General features: G+C 51.0%; 16 protein-coding genes. 3 read left to right on the forward strand and 13 right to left on the reverse strand.

The window, feature by feature from the left end; genetic code table 11:
• Positions 1–19: 19 nt before the first annotated feature.
• From ABD892_RS24220 to ABD892_RS24275, 12 genes are all read right to left on the reverse strand, one after another.
• The gene (locus tag ABD892_RS24220) at positions 20–757 is read right to left on the reverse strand and encodes a heme ABC transporter permease (RefSeq protein WP_345198843.1); all 738 of its coding nucleotides are present in this window, start codon (positions 755–757) and stop codon (positions 20–22) included.
• A 128-nt stretch (positions 758–885) separates the two neighbouring features.
• Positions 886–1,581 (reverse strand): heme exporter protein CcmB, encoded by a 696-nt coding sequence (gene ccmB / locus ABD892_RS24225; RefSeq protein ID WP_425559347.1) that lies wholly within the window; start codon positions 1,579–1,581, stop codon positions 886–888.
• On the reverse strand, positions 1,581–2,264 hold the full coding sequence (ccmA, locus tag ABD892_RS24230; RefSeq protein WP_345198844.1) for a cytochrome c biogenesis heme-transporting ATPase CcmA: 684 nt from the start codon (positions 2,262–2,264) through the stop codon (positions 1,581–1,583). The genes ccmB and ccmA overlap by 1 nt, the downstream gene beginning before the upstream one ends.
• Before the next feature lie 161 nt (positions 2,265–2,425).
• Positions 2,426–2,860 (reverse strand): rhodanese-like domain-containing protein, encoded by a 435-nt coding sequence (locus tag ABD892_RS24235; RefSeq protein ID WP_345198845.1) that lies wholly within the window; start codon positions 2,858–2,860, stop codon positions 2,426–2,428.
• 93 nt (positions 2,861–2,953) lie between these two features.
• Positions 2,954–3,682 carry an RNA polymerase sigma factor FliA gene (locus ABD892_RS24240; RefSeq protein ID WP_345198847.1) on the reverse strand — a complete coding sequence of 243 codons (729 nt, stop codon included), beginning with the start codon at positions 3,680–3,682 and terminating at the stop codon, positions 2,954–2,956.
• Between the two features lie 2 nt (positions 3,683–3,684).
• Positions 3,685–4,503, reverse strand: a complete 819-nt coding sequence (locus ABD892_RS24245) for a P-loop NTPase (RefSeq protein ID WP_345198848.1) — start codon at positions 4,501–4,503, stop codon at positions 3,685–3,687.
• A gap of 350 nt (positions 4,504–4,853) precedes the next feature.
• Complete coding sequence (fliO, locus tag ABD892_RS24250; RefSeq protein WP_345198849.1) at positions 4,854–5,288, reverse strand: flagellar biosynthetic protein FliO; 435 nt, start codon at positions 5,286–5,288, stop codon at positions 4,854–4,856.
• A complete protein-coding gene (locus ABD892_RS24255; RefSeq protein ID WP_345198851.1) occupies positions 5,269–6,723 on the reverse strand; it encodes a sigma-54 dependent transcriptional regulator in 1,455 nt (484 codons plus the stop codon). Before ABD892_RS24255 ends, fliO begins: the two co-directional genes overlap by 20 nt.
• Positions 6,724–7,015: 292 nt before the next feature.
• The gene (locus ABD892_RS24260) at positions 7,016–8,266 is read right to left on the reverse strand and encodes an OprD family outer membrane porin (RefSeq protein WP_345198852.1); all 1,251 of its coding nucleotides are present in this window, start codon (positions 8,264–8,266) and stop codon (positions 7,016–7,018) included.
• Positions 8,267–8,547: 281 nt separating this feature from the next.
• Positions 8,548–9,669, reverse strand: a complete 1,122-nt coding sequence (locus ABD892_RS24265; RefSeq protein ID WP_345198854.1) for a beta-ketoacyl-ACP synthase III — start codon at positions 9,667–9,669, stop codon at positions 8,548–8,550.
• A gap of 93 nt (positions 9,670–9,762) precedes the next feature.
• Positions 9,763–13,656, reverse strand: coding sequence for an ATP-dependent RNA helicase HrpA (hrpA, locus tag ABD892_RS24270; RefSeq protein ID WP_345198856.1), 3,894 nt, complete (start codon positions 13,654–13,656; stop codon positions 9,763–9,765).
• 103 nt (positions 13,657–13,759) lie between these two features.
• Positions 13,760–15,457 carry an AMP-binding protein gene (locus ABD892_RS24275; protein WP_345198857.1) on the reverse strand — a complete coding sequence of 566 codons (1,698 nt, stop codon included), beginning with the start codon at positions 15,455–15,457 and terminating at the stop codon, positions 13,760–13,762.
• Between the two features lie 191 nt (positions 15,458–15,648).
• Here ABD892_RS24275 and ABD892_RS24280 point away from each other — a divergent pair, with 191 nt between their 5' ends.
• Both ABD892_RS24280 and ABD892_RS24285 read left to right on the forward strand, forming a co-directional pair.
• A complete protein-coding gene (locus ABD892_RS24280) occupies positions 15,649–16,662 on the forward strand; it encodes an alpha/beta hydrolase (protein ID WP_345198858.1) in 1,014 nt (337 codons plus the stop codon).
• Positions 16,583–17,092 (forward strand): MaoC family dehydratase, encoded by a 510-nt coding sequence (locus ABD892_RS24285; RefSeq protein WP_345198859.1) that lies wholly within the window; start codon positions 16,583–16,585, stop codon positions 17,090–17,092. Before ABD892_RS24280 ends, ABD892_RS24285 begins: the two co-directional genes overlap by 80 nt.
• Before the next feature lie 22 nt (positions 17,093–17,114).
• Here ABD892_RS24285 and ABD892_RS24290 read toward each other — a convergent pair whose 3' ends face one another.
• Entirely contained in the window at positions 17,115–17,300 is a 186-nt protein-coding gene (locus ABD892_RS24290) for a Fe-S-cluster oxidoreductase (protein WP_425559349.1), read from the reverse strand.
• Between the two features lie 325 nt (positions 17,301–17,625).
• Here ABD892_RS24290 and ABD892_RS24295 point away from each other — a divergent pair, with 325 nt between their 5' ends.
• A complete protein-coding gene (locus ABD892_RS24295; RefSeq protein ID WP_345198861.1) occupies positions 17,626–19,869 on the forward strand; it encodes a hypothetical protein in 2,244 nt (747 codons plus the stop codon).
• Positions 19,870–19,946 lie beyond the last annotated feature (77 nt).

Genomic DNA, 19,946 nt, shown 5'->3' on the forward strand with positions numbered 1-19,946 from the left:
GAATTCATACCGATGTCTTTCACGACGCCAGCAGCTGTTTAACCCAGCGCGTTCGTTGTTCCCGCTCCAGTATTTCGGCACGCAGTCGCAGCAGAAATACGAACAGGCAGAAAAGGTAAAAACCGGCAATGGAAATGAGCAAGGGTGTCAACATTTCCGGCGCCATAGTAGTTTCACCGGTGACCTTTATGGATGGTCCCTGATGCAACGTATTCCACCATTCCACGGAATACTTGATGATCGGAAGATTCACCAGACCAACAAGAGAGAGAACAGCACAGGCGCGAGCAGCAGAATCCTGACTGTTCATGGCTTCACGCAACGCGATCAACCCAAGATAGAGAAACATCAGGATCAAAACTGAAGTCAGGCGGGCATCCCATACCCACCATGTACCCCACGTAGGCTTCCCCCAGATCGCCCCGGTGAGCAGCGCCAGCGCACAAAAGGACGCCCCAATAGGTGCAAGGCATTTTACCGCCATATCCGCCAGCTTGATTTTCCAGATAAAGCCAATACCGGCAATGATTGCCATCCCGGCATACACCGACATCGCCAGTGAAGCAGACGGCACATGAATAAAGATGATGCGGTAACTGTTACCCTGCAGGTAATCCGGCGGCGTCCAGAATAGCCCCCAGCCAACACCCGTCAGGATCAGCGCAGACGCCAGCAAGCCGATCCACGGCAAAAACCGGCCACTGATATCATAGAACCACTTGGGTGAGGCAAACTTGTGAAAAAATGTCCAGCGCATACTTATAGTAACTTTCTGTTCTGTCGCGCCATATTATGGGTATTTACCGTAAATACCACATAAACCGTTCCCCTCATGGCGCTTCGTTGATCTGGCGCAATACTACCATGACTGCGCCATTTACTCACTCAACCACTGATACTGATCCGTAATCCCGCACTGATGGCGAAGGGCGCAAACGTCACCCCCAACATGAGCATGGCGCCCAGCCAGAGCAGGTAGCCGCTCCAGGCCAGCCCATTCACAGCCGCATCAATACAGCCCGTTCCCAGGATCAACACCGGGATATAGAGCGGCAAAATCAGTAGCGACATCAATACGCCTCCCTTTTTTAAACCGACCGTCAAAGCGGAACCAATCGCCCCCAACAGGCTCAACAGCGGCGTACCCAGCATCAAGGTCGCGAGCAGCGCAGGAAAGGCAGATGTGGGCAAATGAAACATCACGGCCAGCACCGGTGACAGGATCACCAGTAACAAACCACTTACCAACCAATGAGCCAGCACTTTCGCCATCACCAGCACATAGAGCGGTTGTGGGCTGAGCATGATCTGCTCAAGCGAACCATCATCAAAATCAGACCGAAACAGGCTATCCAAGGACAACAGTGTCGCCAACAGGGCGGCCACCCAAATGATACCGCTGCCAATCTGGGTCAGCATTTTGGATTCTGGCCCAACCCCTAACGGAAACAGGCTGGCCACCAGGATAAAAAACACCAGCGGATTCATCAGGTCGCCACGCTGACGGAAATGCAGCCTGAGATCCCGGGCCAAAACCTGACAAAACGCGTGAAAAACAGAAGGGGCTGTCGATTCCATCATTACACGGCCTCTACTGCGAATGGATGATCAGAAGCTGACAGCAACTCAGCAAGATCAAGCCGTTTTAAGCCCTGATACTGAATGCCCAATTCATGGTGAGTCGTCAACATCACCATCCCACCCCGTTGGGCGTGACAGATTAACAACGATTCCAGCGCCTTGACACCAGCACGATCAATCGCGGTAAACGGCTCATCGAGTATCCATAATCGCTGCCGACTGAGATGCAGACGCGCCAGGGCTACCCGTCGTTGCTGGCCCGCTGACAGCTGATAGCAGGGCACATCCTCGAAGCCATAGAGATCAACTCTACTGAGCGCATCATGAATATCCTCTTTCTTAAACTGCCCATGCATCCCCATAACAGCCCGGAGATTCTCCTCCGGCGTCAAGGCCGCCTTGATTCCCACCTGGTGACCGATAAATAACAGATCCTGCTGGTAGGCCAACCGGTTTTGCTCAACCGCAATACCGGACCATACGATCTCGCCCTCAAAATCGAGCGATAAACCCGACACAATGCGCAACAGCGTGGTCTTGCCAGAACCGTTCGGCCCCGTCACCTGAACGATTTCACCCGGTGCCAGATCCAGCGCCAGTTCAGAAAACAGTACGCGATCATCCCGAATGCAACGCAGTTGCCTGAGCATCAACAGAGGATCGTTAGGTGTGGCGACAGTCATGCAAATGCGTTAAAACCAGCAGTTATAGTGAGCTGACTTTATATAGAAAGAGGCAGGATTTTGCAAAAACAGAACGTGGTTATGATGTATTTGCGGGGTTGCGATAACCAATCGGTTCGCAACCCGTCAACTTGTCAACTTGTCAACTTGTCAACTTGTCACTACGGTTTGTCGCTGCGCATGACGACAGGCAAGTCAAACGCCAACCAGGAAAAATACCCTTCCCGGAAATAGAAGACCTTCTCATAGCCCCACAAGACGGCCAGATACGATGCAAAAGCCGCACGAATCCGGTGAGTACCACTGCCATAAATCACCACCGGCGTTTTTCGATCCATGAAGCCATCATGGTAAAGCAAGGCAAACGTTGACTTAAGTCCCAGGTGGTGTGCACCTTCCACATGCCCCCAGTTCCACTCCCGACGTGTGCGAATGTCGATAAACATGGCGCCCAGCTCATGAAGACGCATAGCCTGTGCCGTATTGACCGTTGTCGCCCCCTTGACATGCTCTGGCGCTTCACCCGCTACCGCCTGCCCCCAAAGTACTGCCAAAGACAGCACCATACCTCTGAATACGCTTATTATGTGTTGCATCCGATACGTCCTTGTATGACTGCTTACCACACGGTCTTCCTGACCGCTTACGGCAAGACATTGCCCAGAAACCACCTGACCGCAGCGGGCAACTTACACCCAGCTCTGCAACCGGGCCCTCAGTCTTAATGCCGCCTGGCTGTGGATCTGGCTGACCCGCGACTCACTGACCCCCAGCACCTTGCCAATCTCCTTGAGATTGAGTTCTTTTTCGTAATAGAGGTTCAACACCAGCTGCTCACGCTCTGACAAGGTCTCAATCGCAGAACCCAGGGCCTTGCGAAACTTCTCCGTTTGCAGATCCATTTCCGGGGCATTGTTTTCCGACCGGCGCTGCAACCGGGACTCCTCGCTATCAAACATGTCCTCGAAACTGAACAACCGGCAGCCGCGCAAGTCCTGCAGAATGTTGAAGTATTCTTCCAGCGAGACATCCATCTCAGCCGCCACTTCAGCATCTCGGGAGTCTCTTCCCAACCGGGCCTCTACCGCACGAATCGCTTCGCTGACCCGCCGGCTGTTACGGTAGACTGAACGCGGCCCCCAGTCTCCACGGCGTATTTCATCCAGCATGGCGCCACGAATCCGGATGCCGGCAAAGGTTTCAAAGCTGGCCCCCTTATCGACATCAAACTTACGCGCAGCCTCCAGCAAGCCGACCATGCCCGCCTGCACCAGGTCATCGAGCTGGACACTTGCCGGCATCCTGGCTGAGAGGTGGCGGGCAATCCGCTTGACCAGCGGTGCGTGCCGATCAACCAGTTCCGCATAGGTTCTCCGGCTGGCGCGTTTCTCCGCGGTTTCCCGAATCAACGCTTCCATGGCTAACACCCCCCTGCGAGAACCTGGTTCTCGAAGAAGAACGTCATCCCGCCTCTCGGGTAATACACGCGCGACTGCTGATTCATGCCATCGGCAATGGAACGCATGCCGCGACAGACCTTGGAATCGGGGCTGGTCTGGAAAAGCGTCATGGCACGATCGCTGGCCTTACGCACGGCGGGATCATACGGGAGGGTGCCGGCATGGCGGATCACAAGGTCATGATCAAAGCCAATCTGCGACTGAAGCGCCTGAATCAACTGGGATCCTTCCCGTTGACTCCGTACCATGTTGGTCACGACATTGAAATGCTGAACACCATATTGCAGGCGCAACATGCGGATATAGTCCGCCGTATCCGCGATGGTGACCTTGTCCGGTGTCACCAGCACCATGACATCCGATGCGGCAGCCACCAGGCGCATATCCCGCTCGCGTAAACCGCCGGCCGTGTCCAACAGCAGGATATCGACCTCACCGGCAATATCGTCAACGGACTGAATCAGGGATAACAGGCTTGTTCCATCAATACCGGCAAGATCGCCCCCCCCTCTGACACCGGGCACAACCTTGACGTCAGCAGGCCCTGGCAGGAAGGTGTCCTCAATGGAACACCGCCCCGCGATCACATCAGCGATGGTTTGCTCCGGCGTCTGCCCGAGCATCAAGTGCACATTGGCAAGATTAAAATCAGCATCCATTAACAAGACACGGTTGCCGGCACGGCTTAACGCTTCGGCCAGGTTAATGGAAAAACTGGTTTTCCCTACACCACCTTTGCCGCTGGCTATCGCAGCGACTCTCACTGGTTTAACGTCCATAGTTCCTTTACGGTCCGTTAGTTATTGGGATAGATATCAGCCAACACCATTCCTTGGCGTCGGCAAAGTAACTATTGCAATAGCTATGCCAGAAACGAATCCACCACCAAAAAAAACACCTATCCAATTGTTTTTATTAACTTTTTATTTTTTTACAACCGAAGAAACGACGACTCTAATCCATTATTCGATCGAAAATAAGTATGTTTTTTTGACTATTCAAAAAACAGGCGACGGATTCCCGCCATTAAGCATCAGCACCATAGACAGAAAACCACGACTTGAGCCTATGCCTTTGCGACAGTAAGGCGCCTTATCGGTTTAATTGGATGGTGAAAGAAGTGGAACTATCAGGATCGACGAAGCAGTTGGCGGAATTTTTCTTCAACCGGAGTACCGGAAGATTCAGTATCAATCACGGGCTCGTCAAATGATTCAACCAGCATGACACGTCCTGGCGAAACCCCCAGCAGCAACTGTTTACTGCCAGCTTCGACCAATACCAGTCGATCTCGCCCGCCCAGCGACAACGCGCCGATGATTTTCATACCATGGCCGCTTTGAGACATCGCGGGATTGAAACGTTTGAGCAACCAGGCTGTACCGAAAATCAGTACTGTCACCAGTATCAAAGAAAATAGCGCCTGAAAAACAGCGTATCCACCAAGGGAAGGGGTTTCTACCGCCTCGTCGGCTGCTGTTGCCAGTGACAGCAACAGCAGTAATATCGACGAGAGAAAACGGGCAGGAAAAAACCTGGCAACGTTAAGACGTTTCTGAATCATCAGTCTGTGCATAACGATTCAGTTCATACTTCCGCATTTTTTCCACCAGCGTGGTACGACGGATCTGCAACTTGTCCGCTGCGCGGGCAACGACGTTGTTGCAGTCATCCAGCGCCTGGCGAATCAGTTTCTTCTCCAGCCGACCCAGGAAATCTTTCAGATTCAGGCCATTGACCGGGAGGATAGCCAACTCATCCAGACCGGAAGAACCCGGCGGCTGGATTGTATTGGGAAACATCTCAGCAACCCGGCTGTCCCTGACCTCCTGCCCTGCCAGCTTCTGGAACTTGTCTGGCAATTCTTCCACCCCAATAACACCCATTGGGTAGATGATAGAAAGGCGCTCCACAAGGTTCGCCAGCTCCCGGACATTCCCAGGCCAGTCATATTTACACAGCAACATAATGGCTGCAGAACTGAACCGGACGGAGCCTCGCTGATCCCGCTCCATACGGGTAATCAAGTCATTAAGAATCAGCGGAAGATCTTCAGTGCGATCCCTTAAGGCCGGCATATCAATAGGGAACACATTGAGGCGATAATAGAGGTCATCACGGAACTTCCCGGAAGCGACCATTTCTTCCAGGTTTTTGTGCGTCGCCGCGATAATTCTGACATTGACATGAATCGGCGCGGATCCGCCCACCCTTTCAAAGCAGCGCTCCTGCAATACCCTTAGCAGCTTAACCTGCATATTCAGAGGCATATCGCCAATTTCATCAAGGAATAATGTTCCGCCATCCGCCAGTTCAAAGCGGCCTTTACGGGTAGCTATGGCACCAGTGAAAGCCCCCTTCTCATGGCCAAACAACTCACTTTCGAGCAACTCAGCCGGAATAGCACCACAATTGACGGGTACAAACGGACGCCCCTGTCGCCCGGAGTGTTCATGCAAATTCCTGGCAACCACTTCTTTTCCGGTGCCCGATTCCCCGGTAATCAGTACATTGACGTCCTTCTTCATTACCTGGCTCATCAGGGAACGCACCTGGCGAATAGGGCGGCTGCTACCCACCAGATTTTTGAAGACCTGAACATCGTGATAACCGGAAGCCATTTGGCCATGACGGCAATGCGCGCGGTAAATCTGCGACATATGCAGACTTTCCAGCATCTGGCTGTGAGTCAACGGTGGACGAAGCTCTGCCACCACTTGCCGGCGCATGCTGCCCTGCAACTGCCCGGGACGTGATTGCCCACAGAGAATCACGGGAAGACCGGCATGGTGACGATTCAGAAACTTAAGCGCTTCATCACTCTGGCCCCGCAAGCCAAGCACCACGGCATTAAAGTTCTGGTCATGGCCAAGCCTCTCCTGGAAACGCTGCGTGGAGGCATATTCGGTTTCGCAACCCATGAACTCAAGAATCGTGTTCAACACCTGGCGTTGCTGTTGATCATCATCAATGATTAATATCCGACTTCTGTTACCCATGCTACTGATCATCCTTGTCAGTAAGGACTCTATCGGGTCACACTGCAGCGCTGATAGAGGCGGGATAAATGAAAAAAATCTCTATGAGACACCATCAATATCCAGTTAAGGCAGAAGATTTCGGTTCGTCAAATGACCGCCTTCATCAATAGCTGACAATGAGTAAAGGAAGCTTTCACCAACCCTAAAATAAAAAACCCCGCGGGGGAGTGCGGGGAAAAACAGAGCAAGTACAACACGGGTAGCAAGGCAGCACCCATTAGCTCAGGCACTGCCCCGAAAACAAAGTCTGTCAGAAAACAGAAAGGCTGTAGTTCACATAGAAACGGTTATCATCGGTATTGGAATCACCCCCGTGTCCACGGTTGGTATAGTTCTCCCAGGCCAGATCCAGCCCTTTGAGGTCACCACCAAACTTGTAAGTCAGGATAGTGCCACGCTCCCAGCGAGACTCGTCCACTCCACTCTGGTCGATTTCACCACGAGCATAATAGGTATTGATCTCAAGTCCCTCGACACCCATGGCAGCAAAATCATAGCTCACACCGACAAGCCAGGTTTTCTCATCCTCATCCGCAAAATCTTCATGCAAAGAGACGGAAGAGCTCCACTTACCATGATCCTCATCGAAATAGACTGTGTCCCAATCACCATCAGTGACTTTGTTATAACCGGCATAGAGCGTTGTCGCACCCATTTCCAACGCAGCATTCAGGTTAACGAATTTGGACTCATGTTGGCTGCCATAAAGATCACCATCATCTTCCTGCTTGCCGTAACGAACATCCAGCCCCAGCGTCATGCCATCATTGAGGTCGATGTCATAACCAAGCTGAGCGTAACGCTGTTGGAGGTAATCCTTGGAAGCCCCCTGCTCCACCTGAAACTTAACCCCGGCCAGCTTGCCTTTAAGGCCATAGATTCGCAGGTTATTAATCTTCTCAGTGCCGTTAGTGAGATCATCCTTGAAATAACTCTGGTTACGCGGCGAGAAACCGGTGATTTGGGCCGCATAAAGATCAACATCATGAATACTCAAAACGCCTTCACCACCGAACGTCGCGGCAGGCAGTGCCCGTGAACCGGAGTCACTGTAGGTCTTGAACTTACGCTTCTTCTTGCCGTAGTTACCGGAAAATTCCACGTTATCCAGACCAAACTTGAACTTGGCATAGGCCTGGTGGATGCCTCCGATATCGTTCAGGTCACACTTCGTCTTGTCACCACCATCAAGCGGCAGGTTGGAGTTTTTACAGTTATTCTTCTCACCATCCATGTCGTTGGCGAGCCCCATTGCACCACCGGCAGACAGATCAAAACCGATGACATCGGCAAAATAGCCTGATTTAAAATCGGCAATAATCGCTTGCACCCACTCCCGGCGATCCTTGGTATTTGCATCACTCCGGCCCATTTCATTGAAGTAGACATTTCTGAATTTGATCTTCAGGCTGCTGTCTTCAATAAAATCACCAGCACTGGCCATACTCGCCAGACCGGCAGCAACAACAGCTACGGATGCTGCAAGCGGTTTCAATTTCATTAATAACACTCCTCGGTGTGCATTACGTTTATTGTTTTTTGTCTTCGCGAGGTAGTTTGGTATTTGAATGTGACAGACGAGTTAAATATATATTAACGTTTTATTTAGGTTTCTTTACTTGATCAATACCTTCGCATTACAAAGAACAACCATAAGCGACATCAACCGTCAGGCTGCTATCTGAGCTTCACTGAGAAGCAACTCAACGCCAGAAAAGAGGGAAGCTGCTTATCAATATTGATAAGCAGCTAAACAATGATCGGATATAATGCTGTTAATTATCAGCAGGTTTCCAATAAAACGCTGCCAATTGAGTAGCCTGCCCCAAAGGAACAAATCACTCCACGCTCGCCGGAGACCAGATCACCGCGATACTTATGAAATGCGATAATAGAGCCTGCTGAGCTGGTATTTGCATATTCATCAAGAATAACCGGCGCCTCACTACGGTCTGCATCGCGCCCCAGCACCCGGCGTGCCACCAGCTGATTCATGTTCAGATTGGCCTGGTGCAACCACATCCGTTTCAGTTCAGACACCGGCATATTCAGGCTATCTAGATGTTCGGTAATATGCCGAGCCACCTGAGGACAGACTTCTTTAAATACTTTCCGGCCATTCTGAACAAACAACTTATCCAGCTTACCAATACCCTGCTCATCCCCTCGATTTAAAAAACCGAAGTTATTGCGAATATTATTGGAAAACTGTGTCCAGAGTTTTGTGCCTAATACACGATAACGATTTTCCGACCTGGCAAGGCTTTCGTCTTCAAGAATCACAGCCGTACAGGCATCACCAAAAATAAAGTGGCTGTCACGGTCCCTGAAATTAAGGTGGCCGGAACAAATTTCCGGATTCACCATCAATACCCGTCGCGCACTGCCGGAACGGATCGCATTGACGGCAGCCTGTATCCCGAAAGTCGCGGATGAGCAGGCCACATTCATGTCATACCCAAAACCCTGAATGCCCAGGTAATGCTGAATTTCTACGGCCATGGCCGGATAAGGTCGCTGCATGTTGGAACAGGCGACAATCACAAAATCCAGATCGGTTGCACTCAAGCCCGCATCCGTCAACGCAGATTTTGCCGCAGCCAACGCCATTTCACATTGCACCGAAGGTTCATAATTGCTGCGCTCGGGAATGCGGGGCGCCAGACGTTCAGGATCCAGGATTCCATCCCGATCAACGACATACCGACTGCGAATACCGGACGCTTTTTCGATAAATTCGCTGTTACTTTCCTGAAGGGGGTCTATTTCACCGGCAGCAATTGCCTGCCGGTTGTCATCATTGGATTGCCTGACCCAGGCATTGAAAGCCGCCACCAGTTCGTCATTGCTGATGGCGTAAGGGGGCGTATACAGCCCGGTGCCACTGATTACTACCTCTGTCACGTCCTGTCCTCAGGTCACTGCCCCGGAAGGCTTTTTTTCTTTCAGTCAGACGTTTGATCTTATAGGAGCTGTCATGGTTTTGAAACAACCGTATCAAGACTGCGCGATCTCATCCCAAACCTTGCGTAAGCGCTTCTCAGAGACCGGCATCCGGGTTTTCAGGGTCTGTGCAAAGACGGAGACACGGTATTCCTCCAGCATCCAGCGATACAACCAGAGGCTCTCATCAACCACGTGCTGCTTATCCAATGCCGCTCTTCGGGCTTCCCAGGCTTCGCGCCAACCCTGCAATCGATCTGTTTCAAGCCTATCACGGCTGCTGTTAGCAACCAGCTTCTCCAGCCGCATTTCTATCGCTGTGAGGTAACGGGAATATTGCTGCAACCATTCCCAAGGGGTGTGGGACAGAAAGCCACGGTAGATCAACCCACTCAACTGCTGCTTGATGTCCGCCATGGAAAGCGCCAGCTGGAACGAGATTTTCCCTTTCAACTGACGACTGATTGCATTGAATTTCTCAAAGATCGCCAGCAACATGCGCTCTATCTCTTCCGCAACCGACACCAATTCCGAACGTCCCTGATCAACCAGTTTGTCGAACGACGCCTTATCACGCGGCCAAACGGCTGGATCCTGAAGGTAAACCTGATTGATCACCGCCAGTTGAATATCATCCATCAGACTGTTCTTGTCGACAGCATTGACCGCCAGCAGCGTGATTCGGTTGAAATGCTTCAACTGCTTCGCCATGAACTTCATTTGTTCCGGCAATGCCATTTGAATCAGGCGAGCCAGCCCCAAACGGGTTTTCTGCTGCGCCAATTGCGGATTATCAAACAGACGCAGGGCAACCGAAGCCTTCTCATCCACCAGGCCCGGATAGGATCGAAACAACAAACCACCACGCTGGCGCTGCATTTCTTCAGGTAGATCACCAAAGCTCCATGATGTCAGCCCCTCACGCTCCATATCACGATCCGTCTTGTCCCGTAATCCTTCCCGGGCCTGGTCTGCAAACTGTTCACGCAATTTGGACAGATCACGCCCCTGCCCCAGCATTTTTCCATCGTCGTCCAGCACCCGGATGTTCATCCGGAAATGATCATCCAGCTTGCTCACACCCCAGGCATCTTCGGGAATGCGGTTACCAGTCATGCGAAACAGTTTCTCACCCAGCAATAACGTCAGTGGTTCATCACAGGGATTCAGTGCCTCCAGTGCCGCACGGGCATAATCCGGCACAGGGACAAAGTGTTTGCGAACCTGCTTGGGTAATGACCGAATCAAGGCAATGACTTTGTCGGGCAGTATGCCGGGCACCAGCCATTCCAGTCGATCACGAGGCAACTGGGGCAACAATGACACCGGTACAGACACAGTGACCCCGTCGTCGGTTTCACCAGGGGCAAAGTGGTATGAAAGCGGCAACGCCAACCCCTGCCATTTCAGCCGATCCGGATACTGGGCTTCAGTAATATGCGCGGCATCATGCTGCATCAGGTAGTCTTTGGTGAGATAGAGCAGCTGTGCATTATCCCGTTCAACGGTCTTACGCCATTTTTCAAAGCTACTGCCGTTACAAATGCCTTCAGGAATACGCTCATCATAAAAGGCAAACAGGGTTTCCGGATCAACCAGGATATCCTGTCGTCGAGACTTGGCTTCGAGATCCTCAACCTCGGCAATCAGACTGTTGTTGTGGGCATAAAAACCGGCCTGACTTTCATAGCCGCCTTCCACCAGCCCCTGTCGGATAAACAGCTCACGGGAAATAACGGGATCAATAGCGCCATAATTGACCTTACGCCGCGCCACAACCACCAGGCCGTATAACGTGACCTGCTCATAAGCGACAACCTGCGCCCGTTTTTTCTCCCAATGGGGTTCAAAGTAGTTTCGCTTGACCAGACTGCCTGCCAGAGGCTCAATCCATTCCGGCTCCACTTTGGCGACACTGCGTGCATAGAGGCGGGAAGTTTCCACCAGCTCTGCCGCCATCACCCACTTCGGCTTACGCTTGAACAGGGCAGAACCCGGAAATACCCAGAATTTTCGATTCCGTGCGCCAAGATAATCCGCTTCTTCATGGCGATTACCCAGGTGGCTTAACAAACCGGCAAGCAGCGCCTTGTGAATAGCACCATAACTGGCTTCATCAGTATTCACAGTTAACCGGAGATCTTTGCAGCTCAGCATTAACTGGCGATGCATATCCCGCCATTCCCGCATCCGCATAAAACTCAGGAATTGTTGTTTACAGAGCTTGCGAAGCTGGGATTGCGACAGATCCTGTCGCTGCTCTTCATACCATTTCCACAGATTCAGCAGTGACAGAAAATCGGAATTGTCATCATAAAACTCACGATGCTTCTGATCCGCAGCCTGCTTTTTCTCTGCCGGTCGCTCCCGTGGATCCTGAATACTCAATGCACTGGCAATCACCAGTACTTCCTGAACAGCACCGGTATCATGGGCAGCCACCAACATGCGTCCAATACGCGGATCAATCGGCAATACCGCTAGCTGGCGGCCAATGCGAGTAATTTGATTGCTGCCGTCTACCGCACCCAGTTCCTGCAATAGCTTGAAGCCGTCGTTGATAGCCTTGTTGTCAGGCCGATCAACAAAGGGGAAGCGGGCAACATCGCCCAGCCCCATTTTCAGCATTTGCAGAATAACGGCGGCAAGATTGGTCCGCAGAATCTCGGCATCCGTAAATTCAGGACGATTCAGGAAATCCTGCTCATCGTAAAGACGAATACAAATACCGTCGGCAATACGACCACAACGTCCCTTACGCTGGTTCGCCGATGCTTGGGATACCGCCTCAATCGGCAGACGCTGCACCTTGGAGCGCACACTGTAACGGCTAATCCGGGCAAACCCCGGATCAATCACATAGTGGATACCGGGCACCGTCAAAGACGTTTCGGCGACATTGGTCGACAGAATAATGCGACGTCCACTATGGGACTGGAAAATGCGGCTCTGCTCTGCTGCACTCAGGCGGGCGTAAAGTGGCAGAATTTCCGTATGGGCCAGCTTGGCATCGCGCAGACACTTGGCCGCTTCCCGGATTTCCCGCTCCCCACTCAGAAATACGAGCACATCACCGAGCCTGCGTCCTTTACCACTGCGCTCGAGAGCCTCGATTTCCCGGACTGCCGAGAGAATCCCCTGGTATTGCAGCTGATCGCCATCCTCGTCGATATCCAGGTCTTCCAGCGGACGATACAAGACCTCCACCGGATAGGTCCGACCAGAAACCTCAATCACCGGCGCATTATCAAAATGACGAGAGAAACGTTCCACATCAATGGTGGCGGACGTAATGATTAATTTCAGATCAGGCCGCTTCGGCAGGAGTAACTTCAGGTAGCCCAGCAGAAAATCAATATTGAGGCTGCGTTCATGAGCCTCATCAATAATCAGCGTATCGTACTGATTCAGAAATCGGTCATTCTGGATTTCAGCCAGCAGAATACCATCCGTCATCAGCTTGATCTGGGTCTGGTCACTGATTCGATCGGCAAAGCGCACCTGGTAGCCAACCTGTGAACCCGGTTCAACCTGCAATTCTTCCGCAATGCGGGAAGCCACAGAACGGGCTGCCAGGCGACGGGGCTGTGTATGGCCGATCGTACCAAAGACACCGCGACCCAGTTCCAGGCAAATTTTCGGCAGCTGCGTCGTTTTACCGGAGCCGGTTTCACCGGCTACGATGACGACCTGATGATCCCGAATCAGTTCAGCAATAGCATCTTTTTTCTGTACGACGGGCAGCGCATCGTCATACATGACGTTGGGCGTATTCTTACATCGCTGTTCGGCACGCTGCATGGACGCCTCAACGGCCTGCTGCAGTCGTGTACGCTTCGCGTCATCGCCACCGCGCAGAGAACGCCACTGCCGACGAAACCGGTGACGATCTTTCATCATGCACAGATTGACGGCTTTACGAAAATCAAAGGAAGCTTCTCTGGTCACGCGCGGTTCTCAGTCAAACAGTTCAAAAACACATTGCTTTGGGCAAAGTCACCATAAAAAAAGCCGGGCACGCCCAAGCGTCCCGGCCTTCTTCTAGTGGCGATTATTCTGCAGCCTTGGCCTGTTTCAACTTGGCCAGTTCTTCGTCACGAAGTTCACGGCGCAGTATCTTGCCTACGTTGGTGACCGGCAGCTCATCCCGGAATTCAATCTGACGTGGCACCTTGTAGCCAGTCACACTGGCACGAATAAAGGCGATGACGGCCTCCTGGGTCAGCTCCGGATTGGACGACACGGCAAACATCTTGATGCTTTCACCGGTCTTGCTGTTCGGCACACCAATAGCGGCACACTGGACAATATCGGGATGCGCCGACAACACATCTTCCAGCTCATTGGGATAGACGTTAAAACCGGAAACCACAATCATATCTTTCTTACGGTCAACGATTTTCACATAACCGTCGTCCATAATAGTGGCGATATCACCGGTCTTCAGCCAGCCATCCTCGGTCAATGTGTTAGCCGTTTCGTCAGGACGTTCCCAGTAACCTTTCATTACCTGGGGACCACGGACACACAGTTCGCCGATTTCACCGATGGGCAGTTCTGCCCCATTGTCATCAATTAATTTCAACTCGGTAGACGGCAGAGGCATCCCAATAGTGCCCACCTTGTTGGCGCCCAGCGGGTTGACAGTGACAACCGGTGAAGCTTCAGTCATCCCATAGCCTTCATTGATCTCGCAACCGGTGATTTCCTCCCAGCGGTTCGCCGTATCAGACTGCAGCGCCATACCACCAGAAAGGGTCAGTTTAAGAGGCTTGAAATCCAGCTGCAGGAAATCCGGGTTTTTCATCAAGCCCACAAACAAGGTGTTCAAACCCACGAACACCGAGAAGCGGACTTTCTGGAGCTCTTTGACGAATGCCGGCAAATCACGGGGATTCGTGATCAGCAGGTTATGCTGCCCGGTGATCATTCCGATCATGCAATGGAAGGTGAACGAATAAATATGGTAAAGCGGCAGTGGCGCCACCATGAGTTCCTGACCATCCACCAGGTTATGGGCCATCAGTACCTTGGCCTGCATCATATTGGCCAAGATATTGTGGTGCGTCAGCATCGCCCCCTTCGCCACTCCGGTCGTGCCTCCGGTATACTGCAGGATGGCGACATCCTGTGAATCACCTTGGTGATCTTTGACCGAGTAACGGCTGCCTGCTGACAGAACTTCATTGAAACCCAGTGCGCCGGTAATGTTCCAGGAAGGCACCATTTTCTTCACATAGCGCACAACACTGTTGACCAGTATCCGTTTGGGCAGTGTCAACATATCACCGACTTGTGTGACCACGACATGGCGAATGCCGGTACGTGGCACCACCTTCTCTGCCATATGGGCCATATTGGCCAGAATCACCAGTGCCTTTGCGCCAGAATCATTGAACTGGTGCTCCATTTCCCGCTCGGTATACAGCGGGTTGGTGTTAACAACGACCAGTCCCGCCCGCAGCGCACCAAAGACGGCAACAGGAAACTGGATCAGGTTAGGCATCTGTACGGCAATCCGGTCACCGGGGTGCAGGTCGGTCTCATTCTGGAGCCATGCGGCAAACCGGCCGCTCAGCTCATACAGCTCACCGTAGGTAATGGTTTTGCCCAGGTTGGAGAAGGCGGGCTTGTGAGCGAACTTCTGCCGGGATTCCTCCAGCACATCGAGGATGGAACGGTAGGGTTCGATGCCTATATCAGAGGGGATCCCTTCGGGATATTTATCCTTCCAGAAGTTCTCACTCATACTGTCTTGCTCCTGATCATGCGTTGCACTATATGCCGTTGTCGTCCGTTGAACGGTTCTCTTTGGCCGACCGCTTTGCGGCCGGAAGGGTACCATTTTTGATAGGATTCGGGTAGCGGTGGGATTGTCTTCCTTTGCAACTGCTGTAACCATACAAACCATTGCTGAACAATAAAAAGGTTTACCGCAACATGCAGGCTCAGATTCTCGCCCTACCGGCACAGGACGGTCGCCCCATCAATACCTGTTACTGGCACCTGGATACCCCGAAAGGATTTGTCATCATCAACCATGGCATGGGCGAATATGCGGCTCGTTACGACCACCTGGCACAGACACTTAACGACGCCGGCTACACGGTCATCGCCCACGATCACCGCGGCCACGGCCCGGAAACCTCCACAGACGACATTGGCCATTACGCAGACAGCAGCGGCTGGGACCGTGTGCTGAGCGATGTCCAGACGATCTACAGCTTCATCCGTGAACGCAGCCAGGGCCGCCCGGTGTTCATGCTGGGCCATAGCATGGGCAGCTTCATCACCCAGGCGTTTCTGATTGGCTACCGTCCGCAGCTGTCAGGCTGTATACTCTCGGCCTCCAACTATGCGCCGCGCCCCCTGCTGCATGCGGGTCGCCTGGTGGCTCGTTTTGAAGCCATTCGCCAGGGTCCCCGGGGCGCCAGCCCGCTGATCAACGCCCTGACGTTCGGCGCATACAACCGGTCCTTTGCACCAACGCGTACCGATTTTGACTGGCTCAGCAGGAACACAGACGAAGTGGATGCTTACATCCGTGACCCGCTCTGTGGCTTCTCCTGTACCAACCAGCTCTGGCTTGACCTGTTTGACGGACTCCTGTCGATCAATTCGGTTTCTGCCCTGAAAAAACTGGATTCCGGTCTACCCTTCTATGTGCTGGGCGGCGATCGCGATCCTGTGGGTGCTGCCGGCAAAGGACTGAAAAGGCTGTGTCATAAACTGAAGACTGCCGGCATCCAGGACGTCGAACTGGCGCTGTACCCCGGTGGCCGACACGAAATGTTTAACGAAACCAATAGCAAAGAAGTCCAGCAGCAACTGATTGCCTGGCTGGATGGCCGTTTGCAACAAGGAGCCCGAGGCGATGACTCTGCAGAGCTCGAATCCAGAGCCAAACCAGACCCTGCGGAACACCCCGTACGACCAGCTGAAGATCGGCGATAAGGCCACCTACCAGCGTACACTGACCGAGCGAGACCTGGTGTTGTTCGCCACGGTCTCCGGTGACTACAACCCCGTTCACCTGGATGAAACCTTTGCCGCCGGTACCCAGTTCGGCGAGCGTATCGCCCACGGCATGTGGACCGGCTCCCTGATCTCCGCTGCGCTGGCCATGGTGATGCCTGGCCCTGGCGGTATTTATGGTGGCCAGGAACTGAAATTCCTGCGCCCGGTCAAGCTGGGCGATACCCTGACGGTAGAGCTGGAAGTGCTAGAGAAAAATGAACGCCGTAAAAAGGCGCTGATCCGGACTGACGTCATCAACCAGCACGGCAAAGCAGTCGTTAAAGGGACTGCTGAAGTCATGCCTGCAACAGAGGATGTGTGTGTAGAGCGGGCTCACCTCCCCAATGTCACCATAGAAGGCATGTAACCTTCTGATAAAAGCTGACAGCTCAGGCTGTCAGCTGTTCAAGATCAATCAACGTCGCCATTGCCTCTCCATCCGACTTGCCACACACAGCTGCCTCAGGGGCAAATTGACCACAAACCGGCGGGCGCTCAGGTTTACCAAATAGAAGGCAAGCATTCTGCTCATCCAGCTGGATGCATCGTACACCCGCAGGCTTGCCCTTTGGCATACCAGGAATAGCAGTTGAAATAGATGGTGCAATGCAGCAGGCACCGCATCCGATTCGACATATCATGATGAATTCGACCTCAAAAACCGGTCAATTATCAAAAATCCATAACCCCCAGGTCAAGTCGTTGTCAGACAAAGCAGAATCTGGAACAAAAGCTCCATTTTTTAGCAGTAATCTGCAGTCGAATCATACCCATAACTTTTAAAATTCGAATATAAAAAACCATTTAAATAGCAGATTCAGTGTTCAGCCTAAATCAAAGATTATTCAGCATATGGAATTGCTAGACTTTTTATATTGTGCGCACAGGGATATTAATCACATGAGCCTAATAAAAACCGGCGTCAGATTCTTTGAAAAACTCATTCAAAAGCCAAAAACGCAACAAAAACAAGATAAAACAAAAGCAAGACTTACAATTGCAGATATTTCCAGGCAAATGCCTGAAGACACCAACACCCCTAAAACAACAAAACCAATAGCTGATCGATCCATTCAGACACAACAACCAACAGCCAGCCTACAGCACGAAGAAAAAACGCTTGACCCAAGAATAAAGTGGGGACGAGAAAACAGCGCGAACTGGAAAGAGATGGATAATCTATTATTCGACAAAGATGGTTCCATTTCTGAGAGCGGCTTTCGAAAACTACTCGGCAATCTAGAAACGTTTGACCTTGGCAATAAAGATAAATGCCAGCATTGGGCATTTTATGCTGCCGACAAATATCAGACACAACAATTTGACCATGAAAAAATGGCAATATTCATGGATAAATTCATGGAATGCTACGTAGAAGCCATATCTAAAGAGCAAGTAGGAAAAGCCCTGTGTGAAATAAATAGTAAACCTGATATCCCTTCCTTATTCCTTACAGCGGAGCTCATCGTTCTTTCACAAGATCGAACAACTAAAGAGACCAGCCATACGTCAAATATTAAGACCTATATTCCCGTCGCGAATTTTGGATGGGAGGGGCTAGACCACCAGAAACATGGAAACAAAATCGATGAACTTTTTTCACAAAAATTGCAAAATGCACTTCAAGTAAAATGCAAAAAAATAAAAGTAAGCGAGAAGAAAAAAAGAAAACTAAACAAGGAAATTGAAAAACAGACATTAAAACACCTAAACAGAAAACTCTATGAACAAGACAAAAAAATATTAAATACCATCGCAAGTGGCAAACCAACAAAAGAAATCCGAGAACAAATAAAAAATGAAGTTATCGATAGACAGAATGATATTATAAAAGCACTGCGTGAAGCTGAGATAGATATCCCACCCCAAACCCCCAAAGAGCACCAAAATCTTACTAAAGCAATGGATAAAATAATAGAAAGAAGACTGAAAGAAAAAAACGGTTACGATGTTAAAAGAGAAAAAGACCTTGACCAAAGCAATCAACAAGACACTGTAAAAGTAACAAGTGCAATTCCAGCTACTCCCCCAGAAATCAAACAACACAGTAGCGAAATACCAAACCTTGCTCCACCCATGAAACATCAACAGGCTGCCTCTGACACCAGTAATGTTCCTTTGCCTAAAGCATCTGGAGTAATAGGCACCTTAGATCAACGCAATACAGACGCCCCTGAGTTACACGACTCATCCAAGGATGAGTCCTCCGCGACAACTCACCTTCCACATTCCATTTTGAAAGAGCTAGCAGATGAATCATCAACAAAAGCTCAGGCATGGAGAACATCAGGAAGGTTCAGTAAACTTGAATCTGATACAAATGAAATTGCAGAGCAGGCAGATGTGGCCAACAAAGCCACTGCAAATGAACAGAAAAATACTGAATCGTTAGATCAGCAAACCACTACAGCAAAATCTGAAAAACCGGCTCCAAATCCAAGACCGGAAGGACTAACACTCATAAGGCATACAAAACCACAGACCACAACCAAAACAGAATCTCTGCAGGATCAACCTTCAGACAAAGCAAACGCTGAACGTCTAAAAAAATCGGATGAATCAACACATCAGAGCAATATAAAAAACCAAGAAGCCCAAATACAAAATACGCATCCGCCCAAACCAGCACTTAAACCTAAACCTGCACCTAAACCTGCGTTAAAGCCTAAACCTACACTTAAACCCGTATTGACGAAACAACCTAAAGAACCATTAAACCTAAACACGTCAAAAGCACAAGAGCCCCAAAAACCAGACACTCATCAGGCTGAACCTGAATTCAAATCAAATCCTGCACCCAATAAGATGTTGGATGAACCAGTACATCAAAGCACTGTAATAACAGAAAAAAACCAGAGAACAGCATCCCAGCGGCCTAACTCCCAGCTCAAGTTAAACCCTGTAACGCCAGAAAAGCTGAAATGGCCAGCACGCGAAAGTTCAAAAGAAACAACCATGACAACTCAGGCAAACGATGGCATTAGCAACCCCTCACCCAATAGCAAACCACCAGCGCCCAAAAAGCCTGATAGGCTGATCCAGAAAAAGCCTAAGAAACCAAACATACCTCCCAAGCCATCAAAAGAAACATTGCTTAATTCTCAACGCAAAGCGTTTTCCAAAAATACTGCGAATGCTCCGTAAGTACTCAAAAACCGGTACATAAGGCGATTTCACGTTCTGCCGCCTAAGCTCATCCCCATGTTCCCATTACCGCCTGA

This window comes from Kistimonas scapharcae, from assembly GCF_039540975.1.
GTDB classification, from domain to species: Bacteria; Pseudomonadota; Gammaproteobacteria; order Pseudomonadales; family Endozoicomonadaceae; genus Kistimonas; species Kistimonas scapharcae.